Annotated in this window: 12 protein-coding genes; 6 read left to right on the top strand and 6 right to left on the bottom strand. The window is 72.3% G+C overall.

Annotation, left to right across the window (positions count from 1 at the left end; all coding sequences use genetic code 11):
- Positions 1-144 precede the first annotated feature (144 nt).
- Positions 145-1,377: a sensor histidine kinase gene (locus ACZ5NW_RS00595; protein WP_468741483.1), complete on the bottom strand. Its 1,233-nt coding sequence runs from the start codon at positions 1,375-1,377 to the stop codon at positions 145-147.
- A 6-nt stretch (positions 1,378-1,383) separates the two neighbouring features.
- Complete coding sequence (locus ACZ5NW_RS00590; RefSeq protein ID WP_003993508.1) at positions 1,384-2,037, bottom strand: response regulator transcription factor; 654 nt, start codon at positions 2,035-2,037, stop codon at positions 1,384-1,386.
- 450 nt (positions 2,038-2,487) lie between these two features.
- Between ACZ5NW_RS00590 and ACZ5NW_RS00585 the strand changes: the two genes are divergently transcribed.
- Positions 2,488-2,661 (top strand): hypothetical protein, encoded by a 174-nt coding sequence (locus ACZ5NW_RS00585; RefSeq protein ID WP_468741482.1) that lies wholly within the window; start codon positions 2,488-2,490, stop codon positions 2,659-2,661.
- A gap of 98 nt (positions 2,662-2,759) precedes the next feature.
- On the opposite strand, the gene ACZ5NW_RS00580 is transcribed toward ACZ5NW_RS00585, so the two are convergent.
- Together ACZ5NW_RS00580 and ACZ5NW_RS00575 are read right to left on the bottom strand one after the other, a co-directional pair.
- A complete protein-coding gene (locus tag ACZ5NW_RS00580; protein WP_468741481.1) occupies positions 2,760-3,575 on the bottom strand; it encodes an inositol monophosphatase family protein in 816 nt (271 codons plus the stop codon).
- A gap of 8 nt (positions 3,576-3,583) precedes the next feature.
- Positions 3,584-4,711 (bottom strand): ferrochelatase, encoded by a 1,128-nt coding sequence (locus tag ACZ5NW_RS00575; RefSeq protein ID WP_468741480.1) that lies wholly within the window; start codon positions 4,709-4,711, stop codon positions 3,584-3,586.
- A 261-nt stretch (positions 4,712-4,972) separates the two neighbouring features.
- Between ACZ5NW_RS00575 and ACZ5NW_RS00570 the strand changes: the two genes are divergently transcribed.
- From ACZ5NW_RS00570 to ACZ5NW_RS00560, 3 genes are read left to right on the top strand one after another with little or no spacing between them, the layout of a single operon-like run.
- On the top strand, positions 4,973-6,211 hold the full coding sequence (locus ACZ5NW_RS00570; protein ID WP_468741479.1) for an MFS transporter: 1,239 nt from the start codon (positions 4,973-4,975) through the stop codon (positions 6,209-6,211).
- Entirely contained in the window at positions 6,171-7,490 is a 1,320-nt protein-coding gene (locus ACZ5NW_RS00565) for a D-arabinono-1,4-lactone oxidase (protein WP_468741478.1), read from the top strand. The genes ACZ5NW_RS00570 and ACZ5NW_RS00565 overlap by 41 nt, the downstream gene beginning before the upstream one ends.
- A gap of 14 nt (positions 7,491-7,504) precedes the next feature.
- On the top strand, positions 7,505-7,843 hold the full coding sequence (locus tag ACZ5NW_RS00560) for a hypothetical protein (RefSeq protein WP_468741477.1): 339 nt from the start codon (positions 7,505-7,507) through the stop codon (positions 7,841-7,843).
- Here the strand turns inward: ACZ5NW_RS00560 and ACZ5NW_RS00555 are convergent.
- Positions 7,840-8,211: a hypothetical protein gene (locus tag ACZ5NW_RS00555; protein WP_468741476.1), complete on the bottom strand. Its 372-nt coding sequence runs from the start codon at positions 8,209-8,211 to the stop codon at positions 7,840-7,842. The two genes, ACZ5NW_RS00560 and ACZ5NW_RS00555, sit on opposite strands and share 4 nt — an antisense overlap.
- A gap of 469 nt (positions 8,212-8,680) precedes the next feature.
- Here ACZ5NW_RS00555 and sepH point away from each other — a divergent pair, with 469 nt between their 5' ends.
- Positions 8,681-9,715, top strand: coding sequence for a septation protein SepH (gene sepH / locus ACZ5NW_RS00550; RefSeq protein ID WP_468741475.1), 1,035 nt, complete (start codon positions 8,681-8,683; stop codon positions 9,713-9,715).
- A 689-nt stretch (positions 9,716-10,404) separates the two neighbouring features.
- On the opposite strand, the gene ACZ5NW_RS00545 is transcribed toward sepH, so the two are convergent.
- A complete protein-coding gene (locus ACZ5NW_RS00545; RefSeq protein WP_468741474.1) occupies positions 10,405-11,256 on the bottom strand; it encodes a sulfurtransferase in 852 nt (283 codons plus the stop codon).
- A 294-nt stretch (positions 11,257-11,550) separates the two neighbouring features.
- On the opposite strand from ACZ5NW_RS00545, the gene ACZ5NW_RS00540 reads away from it, so the two are divergent.
- On the top strand, positions 11,551-12,345 hold the full coding sequence (locus ACZ5NW_RS00540; RefSeq protein ID WP_468741473.1) for a VOC family protein: 795 nt from the start codon (positions 11,551-11,553) through the stop codon (positions 12,343-12,345).
- Positions 12,346-12,367 lie beyond the last annotated feature (22 nt).

Here is a 12,367-nt window from a genome sequence, read left to right as displayed (position 1 = left end):
CCGGCTTTCCGACAGCCCTCATGATCACGGAGAGTAGATGGCCAGAAATTCGCCCTTGTGATCGATCACACACGGGAAGGCCGGTCGGCGGACCTGAGAATTCCGCGCAAAGCGAACATCCCCGCATGCGTCGGGGGCATGATCTCAGAGAGGCAGGGTGACCCGCATGATGAGCCCTCCTCCCTCGCGCGGCTGCGCCACGATATGCCCGCCGTGGGCGCGGGCCACGGACCGGACGATGGACAGCCCCAGGCCGACGCCCTTGTCGCTCCCCGTCCGCTCGGTACGCAGCCGGCGGAAGGGCTCGAAGAGGTTGTCGATCTCGTACGCCGGGACGACCGGCCCGGTGTTCGACACGACCAGGACCGCCTGTCCGTGCTGGACCTCGGTGGTGACCTCGACCCAGCCGTCCTCGGGCACGTTGTAGCGCACGGCGTTCTGCACCAGGTTCAGCGCGATCCGCTCCAGCAGCACGCCATTGCCCTGGACGACGGCGGTGTCGCGCTTGCCGCGGATCTCCACGCCCTTGGCCGCCGCCTCGGCGTGCACCTGGTCGATGGCCTGGCCCGCCACCTCGGCGAGATCGACGGCCCGCCGCTCGACGATCTGGTTGTCGCTGCGGGCGAGCAGCAGCAGACCCTCGACGAGCTGTTCGCTGCGCTCGTTGGTGGCCAGCAGCGTCTTGCCGAGCTGCTGGAGCTCCACCGGCGCGCCGGGGTCGGAGAGGTGCACTTCCAGCAGGGTGCGGTTGATCGCCAGCGGGGTGCGCAGTTCGTGGGAGGCGTTGCCGACGAAGCGCTGCTGGGCGGTGAAGGCGCGCTCCAGCCGCTCCAGCATGTCGTCGAAGGTGTCGGCCAGCTCCTTGAGCTCGTCGTCCGGGCCGTCCAGCTCGATGCGGCGCGACAGGTCCGAGCCCGCCACCGCGCGCGCGGTCCGGGTGATCCGGCCGAGCGGGGACAGCACGCGGCCGGCCATGGCGTAGCCGAAGGCGAAGGCGATCACGGCGAGGCCGAGCAGGGCCAGGAGCGAGCGGCTGAGGAGGCTGTCCAGGGCGTGCTGGCGCTGCTCGTTGACACAGTCGTTCATGGCGCTGTTGAACGCGCTCGGCGACGCGCTCTCGGGCAGGTTGCACAGCTCGCTGGTGACCTTGCCCTCGACGATCTTGAAGGGCAGGTCGCTGCCCGCGTTGAGCGCCTGCGCGGCGAGCAGGTAGATGATCGACAGCAGCAGGATGCCGGCGATCAGGAACATGCCGCCGTACAGCAGGGTGAGCCGTATGCGGATGGTGGGGCGCAGCCAGGGGAACGGGGATTCCGCGCGGCGCGGGTCCCAGGTGGGTTTCGGGGGCGCCTGGGGAGGCACGGGGGTCGCGGCCACCGGGGATCAGATCCGGTAGCCGGAGCCGGGGACGGTGACGATCACCGGCGGCTCGCCCAGCTTGCGGCGCAGCGTCATGACGGTGACCCGCACGACGTTGGTGAACGGGTCGGTGTTCTCGTCCCAGGCCTTCTCCAGGAGCTGCTCCGCGGAGACCACGGCGCCCTCGGAGCGCATCAGCACCTCCAGGACCGCGAACTCCTTCGGCGCCAGCTGGACCTCCTTGCCGTCGCGGAAGACCTCTCGGCGGTTGGGGTCGAGCTTGATCCCGGCGCGCTCCAGGACCGGCGGCAGCGGCACGCTGGTGCGCCGGCCGAGAGCACGCACGCGTGCGATCAGCTCGCTGAAGGCGAAGGGCTTGGGGAGATAGTCGTCGGCGCCGATCTCCAGGCCCTCCACACGGTCGCTGACGTCGCCGGACGCGGTGAGCATCAGCACGCGCGTGGGCATGCCGAGCTCGACGATCTTGCGGCAGACGTCGTCGCCGTGCACGAGCGGGAGGTCGCGGTCGAGGACGACCACGTCGTAGTCGTTGACGCCGATGCGCTCCAGGGCGGCCGCACCGTCGTACACGACGTCGACGGCCATGGCCTCCCGGCGCAGTCCGGTGGCCACCGCATCGGCGAGCAGCTGCTCGTCCTCGACGACGAGTACGCGCACGTCGCTTGTCCTTCCTGTGTCCACCCGCGTAGCGCTCCGTGAGCGCGCGTGGGCAGGGGTCTGCTGGGGTTGGACCTCCATCCTGCCCTTTTCGGCCATAAGTCGGCAGTAAGGCGGGTGGGCGCGACCTGCAAGGGACCGGGGGCGCCGGGGAGAGCGGCGAGGGAAGCGGCGAGGGAAGCGGCGGAGGAATACGAGATTTTCTCGGCGGGTTGAGGTTTCCACGGAGGGGAGCGGGGGGAGGACGGTTTACACCCCGCGATCACGCTCTGCTTGTGCCGCAACACCATGCGGTACAGCGCTATCCGCTTTCCGCAGAGCGGGTGTGGGTGTCCGGCACCGTCGCCGCCCGGCAGGGCTGCGCTGGGCACCTGTTGGAGACGTGATCGCCCCTTCCGAACGGCACACCCCCGTGCCATCGACCCACGACCCAGGACGAGGGGGCGCAGCATGGACGCATTCACCGCAGGACTTCTGCAGCGCATAAGGGCGACCGAGACCGACCTGACGCGGGCCCGCGACGAGGGCGACGACTTCCTCGTCGAGGTGGAGCAGGCAGAGCTCGACGACCTGCGCCGCCTCGCCGCCGAACACGGTGTGGAGGTCGGCGCGTCGCGCGTCTGATCGATACGTAAGCACGCACGCGAGGGGACCCCGGCGAATCCAGCGCCGGGGTCCCCTCGCGTGTCCCGTCGGGGTTTGTTCAGGTGCCCGGGGGCGCCTCAGTCGTGCCAGGCGCCGAAGTCCTCCAGAAGCCGCTGGAGGGGCTCGAAGACGCCCGGGGTGGCCGCGATCGCCAGATCGCGTGCGGGGCGCTCTCCGGGGCGTCCACCGGTCAGGGCGCCCGCCTCACGGGCGATGAGATCGCCCGCCGCCAGGTCCCAGGGGTGCAGGCCCCGCTCGTAGTAGCCGTCGAGTCGGCCGGCGGCCACGTCGCACAGGTCGACCGCGGCCGAGCCGCCGCGCCGGATGTCCCGCAGGAGCGGGATCAGCTTGCCGGCGATCTCGGCCTGGTGGGCGCGGACCTCCGCGACGTAGTTGAAGCCGGTGGAGACCAGCGCCTGGTCCAGCGGCGGCGCGGGGCGGACGGTCAGCGCGCGCTCGCCGTCCCAGGGGCCGGTCGCCCGCGCCCCTCCGCCGCGGACCGCGTGGTACGTCTCGCCGCGCATCGGCATCTCGACGACCCCGACGACGGTCTCGCCGTCCTGTTCGGCCGCGATGGACACGGCCCAGGTGGGCAGGCCGTACAGGTAGTTGACCGTGCCGTCCAGGGGGTCGATCACCCAGCGCACGCCGCTGCTGCCCTCGCTGGACGCGCCCTCCTCGCCGAGGAAGCCGTCATCGGGCCGCCGGTCGGAGATGAAGGTGGTGATCAGCTTCTCGGCGGCGATGTCCATCTCGGTGACCACGTCGATGGGGCTCGACTTGGTCGCGGCGACCGCGAGGTCGGCCGGGCGTCCGTCGCGCAGCAGCGCGCCGGCGCGACGGGCCGCCTCCCGGGCGATCCCGAGCAGTTCGGTGTGCAGGGGGTCGGTCACGTCGCTCCTCACGCGTAGGGGCTGTCGGCGCCCGCGGCGGCGGGCTTCGGGGCACGGGCCGGGCAGCAGCCCACGGGGCAGAGGTCGTGGCTGGGTCCCAGCGCGCCCAGCGCGCACGGGGTGACCTGCCGGCCGCTCTCGGCCGCGGCGCGCTCCAGGACGAGGTCGCGGACGGCGGCGGCGAAGCGCGGGTCGGCCCCGACGGTCGCCGAGCGACGCACGGGCAGGCCCAGTTCCGCGGCCTTGGCCGTGGCCTCCGTGTCGAGGTCGTAGAGGACCTCCATGTGGTCGGAGACGAAGCCGATGGGGGCCATGACGACGGCGGGGACGCCGGAGGCGTGCCGCTCCTCCAGGTGGTCGCAGATGTCGGGCTCCAGCCACGGGATGTGCGGGGCGCCGGAGCGGGACTGGTAGACGAGCCGCCAGGGGTGGTCGACGCCGGTGCGCTCGCGGACGGCGTCGGCGATGAGCCGGGCCACGTCCAGGTGCTGGGCGACGTACGCCCCGCCGTCGCCGTGGTCCTCGACCGGGCCGGAGGTGTCGGCCGAGGCGTCGGGGATGGAGTGGGTGGTGAAGGCGATGTGCGCGCCGGCGCGGACGTCCTCGGGGAGGTCCGCCAGGGAGGCGATCACTCCGTCGATCATGGGCTCGACGAAGCCCGGGTGGTTGAAGTAGTGGCGCAGCTTGTCGATCTTCGGCAGCGGCAGGCCCTCGGCCTCCAGGGCGGCCAGCGCGTCGGCGAGGTTCTCGCGGTACTGCCGGCAGCCCGAGTACGAGGCGTAGGCGCTGGTGGCGAGGACGAGGACGCGACGGCGGCCGTCGGCGACCATCTCGCGCAGGGTGTCGGTCAGATACGGGGCCCAGTTGCGGTTGCCCCAGTAGATCGGCAGGTCCAGGCCGTGTTCGGCGAAGTCCTTGCGCAGGGCGTCCAGCAGGGCGCGGTTCTGGTCGTTGATCGGGCTGACCCCGCCGAACAGGAAGTAGTGCTGCCCGACTTCCTTCAGGCGTTCCTTGGGGATACCGCGCCCTCGCGTCACGTTCTCCAGGAAGGGGACCACGTCGTCCGGGCCTTCCGGGCCGCCGAAGGAGAGCAGCAGCAGGGCGTCGTAGGGGCTGGCATCGAGCGCGTCTGGCATGGGTCGATCCTGCCACCCGGCGCTGACAGCCGGGAATCGGCGGGGTGGCGGACGCCGTTCGGGCCGCCGACGCGGTGGTGCATTAGGGTGACCTAACTCGTAAGCTGTATCGGCTGCGGTCGCACCTTACGATCCGCACCTTACGAGCCGCCTTGTTCTCGCAGATGTTCCCGCCGATGTTCACGCAGATGTTCCTGCCGATGTTCACGCCGAGCCGAGCCGCCGTCGCCCGCGCGTGACCGGATCCGACCGGAGACGCCCGTGCCCAGCCCCTATCGCGCCCTGTTCGCCGCCCCCGGCTCCAAGGGTTTCTCGGCCGCCGGGTTCGTGGGCCGGATGCCGCTGTCCATGATGGGCATCGGCGTCGTCACGATGGTCTCCCAGCTCACCGGGCGCTACGGCCTCGCGGGCGCCCTGTCGGCGACCATCGCTCTGTCGGCGGCCGCGATCGGGCCGCAGATATCGCGTCTGGTGGACCTGCATGGTCAGCGCCGGGTGCTGCGCCCCGCGACGCTCGTGGCGCTGACCGCGGCGGCGGGGCTGCTGCTGGCGGCGCACTTCGAGTGGCCGGACTGGGTGCTCTTCGTGTGCGCGGCCGGCATCGGCTCGGTGCCCAGCCTGGGCGCGATGATCCGCTCGCGCTGGGCGGCCCTGTACCGGGGCACTCCGCAGCTGCACACCGCGTACTCCTTCGAGTCCGTGGTGGACGAGGTGTGCTTCATCTTCGGGCCGATCATCTCCATCGGCCTGTCCACGTCCTGGTTCCCGGAGGCCGGTCCGCTGCTGGCGGCCTGTTTCCTCGCGGTGGGCGTGTTCTGGCTGACCGCGCAGCGCGCCACCGAGCCGGAGCCGCACCCGCGCGAGCGGCACGGCGGCGGGACGGCGCTGCGCTCGCCCGGCCTCCAGGTGCTGGTGGCCACCTTCGTGGCGACCGGGGCGATCTTCGGGGCGGTCGACGTGGTCACCGTCGCGTTCGCCGACGAGCGCGGCCACAAGGCCGCCGCGAGCGTCGTGCTGGCGCTGTACGCGGCCGGATCCTGCGTGGCGGGGGTGGTCTTCGGGCTGCTGCGCTTCCGCGGAGCGCCGGAACGCCGCTGGCTGCTGGGCGTCTTCATGATGGCCGTGAGTATGATCCCCCTCCTACTGGTCGGAAACTTGCCGTTTCTGGCCGTGGCGCTGTTCGTTGCGGGCCTGTCCATCGCACCGACGATGATCACGACGATGTCCCTCATCGAAGAGCACGTACCACGTGCGCGACTGACCGAAGGCATGACCTGGGTGAGCACTGGGCTCGCGGTCGGGGTCGCCCTCGGTTCGTCGGCCGCCGGGACCGTGATCGACGCGGCCGGCGCGCGGGCCGGGTACGGGGTTCCGGCGGTGTCCGGGGCCGTCGCGGTCTCGGTCGGTTTCCTGGGGTACCGCCGGCTCAGCAAGCCGGCTCCGGGTCGGGGAGGCACCGTTGAGCAGCACAGCGAGCGGCAGGAACGGCACGTGGCGTAACTGGGGAGGGAACGTCGTCGCCCGCCCCGCGCGCGAGGTCGAGCCCGCCTCCGTCGAGGAACTGGCCGCGGCCGTACGGCAGGCCGCCGAGGACGGTCTGAAGGTGAAGGCGGTCGGCACGGGCCACTCCTTCACGTCGATCGCCGCGACCGATGGTGTCTTGATCCGCCCTCAACTGTTGACGGGAATACGCAACATTGACCGGGACGCCATGACCGTCACGGTCGAGGCCGGCACCCCGCTCAAGAGACTCAACATGGCCCTGGCGCGCGAGGGTCTGTCGCTCACCAACATGGGCGACATCATGGAGCAGACGGTCTCCGGCGCCACCAGCACCGGCACGCACGGCACGGGCCGCGAGTCCGGGTCGATCGCCGCGCAGATCAGGGGTCTGGAGCTGGTGACGGCCGACGGCACGGTCCTGACCTGCTCCGAGAAGGAGAATCCGGAGGTCTTCGCGGCCGCGCGGATCGGTCTCGGCGCCCTCGGCATCGTCACCGCGATCACGTTCGCCGTGGAGCCTGTCTTCCTGCTCACCGCGCGCGAGGAGCCGATGCAGTTCGAGAAGGTGCTCGCCGACTTCGACGAACTGTGGGCCGAGAACGAGCACTTCGAGTTCTACTGGTTCCCGCACACCGACAACACCAACACCAAGCGCAACAATCGCAGCGCGGGCCCGCGCAGGCCGGTGGGGCGGTTCGCGGCCTGGTTCGAGGACGAGTTCCTCTCCAACGGCGTCTTCCAGGCGGCCCAGTGGGTCGGACAGGCGGCGCCCGCCACCGTCCCGGCGATCGCCCGGATCTCCAGCACGGCCCTGTCCTCGCGCACGTACACGGACATCCCCTACAAGGTCTTCACGTCTCCGCGCCGGGTGCGGTTCGTGGAGATGGAGTACGCGGTGCCGCGCGAGGCGGTGACCGAGACCCTGCGTGAGCTCAAGGCGATGATCGAGCGCTCCGGGCTGCGGGTCAGCTTCCCCGTCGAGGTGCGCACGGCGCCGGCCGACGACATCGCCCTGTCCACCGCCTCCGGCCGGGACAGCGCGTACATCGCCGTCCACATGGTCAAGGGGACGCCCTACCAGGGGTACTTCACGGCCGCCGAGCGCATCTTCACCGCGCACGAGGGCCGGCCGCACTGGGGCAAGGTGCACACGCGCGAGGCGGAGTACCTCGCCTCGGTCTATCCCCGCTTCGGCGAGTTCACCGCGCTGCGGGACCGCCTTGATCCGGACCGGCTGTTCCAGAACGACTACTTGCGGAGGGTTCTGGGGCAGTAGCGGACGCGCCGGGCGTGGCGGTCGCCGACGGGTCGTCCTCCGCGCCCCGAGCGGACTCCGGGGCCGTGGGCTCCGGCGTGCCGCCGGACGACGTACCGCCGCTCGTGCCACCGTCACCGCCGCCGTCACGGCTGTCGTCCGCCGAGGCGCTGCCGGAAGGAGCCGCATCGCCGTCGGCGGACGGCGATGTCGCGGGCGGGACGGTGGAGGAGTCGCCGCGGGAGGAGCCGCCGCCGGAGGAGTCGGACCCGCCGTCGGAGGAGGTGGACGACGACGAACTCCGGCCGGTGACCGCCTCGCTGACGGTCGTCCCCCAGCCTCTGCTGAGGCTGTCACCGGAGGCCAGTTCCTAGCCCGTGACGCCGGCCATGGCGATCCCGAACACGACAGCCGCCTCCACCGCGGGCCGCCTCCAGCTCTTGATACGGGCCCGGTGGACGGTGCCTTGCGTGAACTCGCCCGGCGCCCGCGGGGTGTGCGCCCCCGGCCGGGACGGCACCGCGGCGTCACGGATCTGCTCGCCCGTGCGCTGGAAGAAGTGCTGGAAGAACGAACCGCCGCACGTGGCGACGACGCTGACGACACCGGCGCCGAGGATGGTGGCGTAGACACCGAAGCAGGAGGCCAATTCGGCGGCCACCACCGCGGCCACGGCGCTGCCCGCGACCTGAGGGACGCTCAGATCGATCCGCCCCTCCCCGACATCGGACCTTTCGCGCATCCCGGGGCCTGCCCGCCTTTCCGTACTTCATCAACCAACCGCACGAGAAAGGGACGTACGAACGAAACCATTAGTTCCGTTTCTGGTGATTGCGTGAAGTACGCCACGTCCAAGATCCCGAAATTCCCGCGAGAAGCGGCCAAGTCCCCTCTCTTGCCAGAAGTTGGGCGGCGCGCCAATCCACGCACGTGGCCCGAATGGAGTACTGTTGCGAGCCCTGGGTCCGGTCTCCCGCCAGGGCGTCCGGGGCCTTGCTGGACCGCCAGGAGGGGGCTTGTTGCACAGGGTGACGGTGTTGGTCACTTAGCGTGGCGAATAGGTAACCGTGCCATAACGGCGATCCAGGGCCCGTGCCCGACACGCCGGGCAACTCGGCAAGGTTGTGGCAGGCTGCACCCGGGCAGGCCACACTCGACTAGCGGAAGCAGCGACGCACGTGACGTCGGCAGGCACCACCCGGGAGGTCCCCATGCCCGAACTGCGTGTCGTGGCCGTCTCGAATGACGGCACACGGCTGGTGCTGAAGGCTGCGGACAGCACGGAGTACACGCTTCCGATCGACGAACGGCTCCGCGCCGCCGTGCGCGGCGACCGTCCCCGCCTCGGCCAGATCGAGATCGAGGTGGAGAGCCATCTCCGCCCCCGCGACATCCAGGCGCGGATACGCGCTGGCGCGACCGCGGAAGAAGTCGCGCAGATGGCCGGCATCCCCGTCGATCGCGTACGGCGATTCGAGGGTCCCGTGCTGGCCGAGCGCGCCTTCATGGCCGAGCGGGCCCGCAAGACGCCCGTGCGCCGGCCCGGAGAGAACGCGGGACCCCAGCTCGGCGAGGCCGTCCAGGAGCGGCTGCTGCTGCGCGGCGCCGAGAAGGACACCGTGCAGTGGGACTCCTGGCGCCGCGACGACGGCACCTGGGAGGTCCTGCTGGTCTACCGGGTCGCGGGCGAACCGCACTCCGCGAGCTGGACGTACGACCCGCCTCGGCGGCTCGTCCAGGCCGTCGACGACGAGGCGCGTTCGCTGATCGGCGAGTCCGACGACCTCGCCGCACCGGAGCCCAGCTTTCCGTTCGTCCCGCGCATCGCGCGGCTGCCGCGCGACCGGCCGCTGGACCGCGCCCTCGACCGGGAGCGGCCGAGCCTGCCCGCGCAGGCCTCCGAACCGGCCGAGGAGAGCACCGACCGCGAACGGGACTCGCTGACCAGCCTGCTGGAGGCGGTGCCGAGCTTCCGGGGCGACCTGGTCGTGCCCGAGCGCCCGGCCGAGACCCCCGAGGAACCCGCACAGGAACCCGACGCCGAGGAGCCCCCGGCGCCCGCCGCCTCCGCCGGTTCCGCCTACGCGGACGTCCTCATGCCGCGCTCCGTCGGCAGTCACCGCGACCGCCTGGTCGGCGCCACCGACCGCCAGGCCGAGGCGGATGGCGTCCGCCCGGGTCGCCGCGCGGCGGTCCCGAGCTGGGACGAGATCGTGTTCGGGACCCGGCGCAAGAAGCAGGAGTAGACAGGCGCACGAGAAGGGGCCGCACCGGATGGATCGGGTGCGGCCCCTTCTGCCATGCACGCGCGCGTGCGGAGCGGGATGCCGCCGCACAACCCGCCGCGCCGGATCGGACGTTGGCGCGCCATGGTCGGATGCGGGGCGGGGTGCTGCCGCACAACCCATCGCGCCGGCTCGGAGGTTGCCGCGCCAGGCGCGTGTGCGGGGCAGGGTGCCGCTGCGGGAGGCGGGGCGCGCGGACTCCGGCGTCGCCGCGCCCGCGTGTGCCGATTCGGCGGCTCCAACTGCCGCCCCGCGCGGGTGCGATCCCCGCCTGCCGCACGTCCTCATCCGCCACCCGGGGTCGCCCGTCACGCGCGTGCCGACTCGGCGCCTCCAACTGCCGCCCCGCGCGGGTGCGAACCCGAGTGGATCCCCGCCGTCCTCATCCGCCACCCGTGGTCCCCCGTCACGCGCGTGTGCGAATACGAGCGGCTGCTTGTGCGCCACGCGCGTGTGTCGACGGGGGCCGGCGCTTGCGCATCACGCGCGCGTGCCGACGCGGGGCGGACGCTTACGCATTACGCGCGTGTACGGCCGCAGACCGGGGCTCGTCCATCACGCGCGGGTACCCACGCGGGCGGGCGCTTGCTCGGTCACACGTGTGTGCGGACGCGGGCGGGCGCTCGTCCGGTCGTTCGGCCGCCGCCCTGCTACTGCGGGTCCGGGCCCACCGCGACCGGCCTCGACGGGTCCGAGGACCACTCCGACCAGGAGCCGACGTACAGCGCCGCCGGGATGCCCGCCACCGCCAGGGCCAGCACCTCGTGCGCCCCCGAGACGCCCGAACCGCAGTACACGCCCACCTCGGTGCCATCGACGGCCCCCAGCGCCTTGAAACGCGACCTCAGCTCCGACGCGGGCAGGAAGCGGCCGTCCGGCCCCACCGTCTCGTTCGTGGGCGCCGACACCGCGCCGGGGATGTGCCCGCCGACCCGGTCGATCGGCTCCACCTCACCCCGGTAGCGCTCCCCCGCGCGCGCGTCGAAGAGCACCCCGGAACGGGCGAGCACGGCGGCGCCGTCGGCGTCGAGCAGGCCCGCGGCCGCCGGCCGCGGCACGAAGTCGCCCTCGGCCGGCGCGGGCACGTCGGTGGAGAGTTCCCCCTCCCACGCCGGCAACCCGCCGTCGAGGACCCGCACGTCCGGGTGACCCGTCCACCGCAGCAGCCACCACGCGCGGGCCGCCGCCCAGCCGTGCCCGCCGTCGTACACGACCACCGGTCGCGCGGACGACACGCCGGCCCGGCGCATCGCCGCGCCGAACTCCGCGAGGTCCGGCAGCGGATGCCGGCCGGCCGCCCCGGGCGCGCCCGCCAACTCCCGGTCCAGGTCGACGTAGACGGCGCCCGGGAGATGCCCGGCCGCGTAGGCGGCGCGGCCGTCGAACGGCGGCTCGCCGGCAGCCTTCGCCAGACTCAGCTGCCAGCGGATGTCGAGCAGGACCGGCGGGTTCCCGCCCGTCAGGGCGGCGGCGAGGTCGGATGCGGAGATGATGGCGTTCATGGCCCCCATCCTGGCGCACGGGGTGGCCCGATCGCTCGTGTCCGGCTACTCTGCTCCGCCGGGCAGGTCCGATCACGAGGCGTAGGGGATCGGGCACATGCCGTACAGCCGATCGACATCCTTCGGCAAGCGCACGGAAACGGACGGGAAACCGCACAACGGGCATCCTCCGATCGCTGGCCACCGTGCGGCGGCGCGCCCGAGCGCGCGGAACCACCGGTGGTGCGAGCATCTGCACGGGGGCCGAGGGCGGTAGCGACACGGCCCCCACGAGGGGCCGAGGAGAGAGTGACGATGACCGAGGCACGCGGGTCGGCCGACGAAGCGCACGCCCGGTACGCGCCCGGCACACCCTGCTGGGTGAGCCTGATGGTGCACGGGCTGGCGGCCACCCAGGAGTTCTACGGCGAGCTGTTCGGTTGGGAATTCCAACCCGGTCCGCAGCAACTCGGCCCCTATGCGCGGGCCTTGCTCGACGGCCGCGAGGTGGCCGGAATCGGCCAGCTCCCGCCGGACCGGCACCTGCCCGTCGCCTGGACGCCCTATCTCGCCTCGGACGACGTGGACCAGACCGCCGAGACGGTACGGCTGTGCGGCGGCACCATCGGCGTCGGTCCCCTGGACGCCGCCGACGCCGGGCGCCTGGCGATCGGCTCCGACCCCTGCGGCGCCGTCTTCGGCATCTGGCAGGCCGCGGCCCACCACGGCACCGCCGTCACGGGTACGCCCGGCACACCCGCGTGGAACGAGCTGCTGACCTTCGAGACGGAGAACGTCGCCAAGTTCTACGAGACGCTGTTCGGTTACGAGGAGGAGGCCGAGGTCTCCGCCGACGTCGACCACGTCACCCTGTGCGTCGGCGGACGGCCGGTCGCCGGCGTCCACGGCGTGGGCACCGCACTGCCCCGGGACCGGGGACCGCACTGGATGACGTACTTCGAGGTGTCCGACGCCGACGCGTCCGTGAGCCGCCTCGTGGAGCTGGGCGGCCATGTGATCACGCCGCCCCGCGACAGCGACCACGGGCGCGTGGCCACGGTGTCCGACCCGGAGGGAGCCAGCTTCGCCCTCATCCAGGGTCCGCGCTGAGCCGACGCCGGGCCGCCGGCGG

Source organism: Streptomyces sp. NPDC032126 (genome assembly GCF_055580085.1).
This window is presented reverse-complemented; position numbering and strand designations above follow the sequence as displayed.

Coding starts and splice junctions, on each gene's coding strand:
- ACZ5NW_RS00585 (WP_468741482.1), top strand. CDS start 2,488: ATGGACGCATTCACCGCAGGACTTCTGCAGCGCATAAGGGCGACCGAG.
- ACZ5NW_RS00575 (WP_468741480.1), bottom strand. CDS start 4,711: ATGCCAGACGCGCTCGATGCCAGCCCCTACGACGCCCTGCTGCTGCTC.
- ACZ5NW_RS00555 (WP_468741476.1), bottom strand. CDS start 8,211: ATGCGCGAAAGGTCCGATGTCGGGGAGGGGCGGATCGATCTGAGCGTC.
- sepH (WP_468741475.1), top strand. CDS start 8,681: ATGCCCGAACTGCGTGTCGTGGCCGTCTCGAATGACGGCACACGGCTG.
- ACZ5NW_RS00545 (WP_468741474.1), bottom strand. CDS start 11,256: ATGAACGCCATCATCTCCGCATCCGACCTCGCCGCCGCCCTGACGGGC.
- ACZ5NW_RS00540 (WP_468741473.1), top strand. CDS start 11,551: ATGACCGAGGCACGCGGGTCGGCCGACGAAGCGCACGCCCGGTACGCG.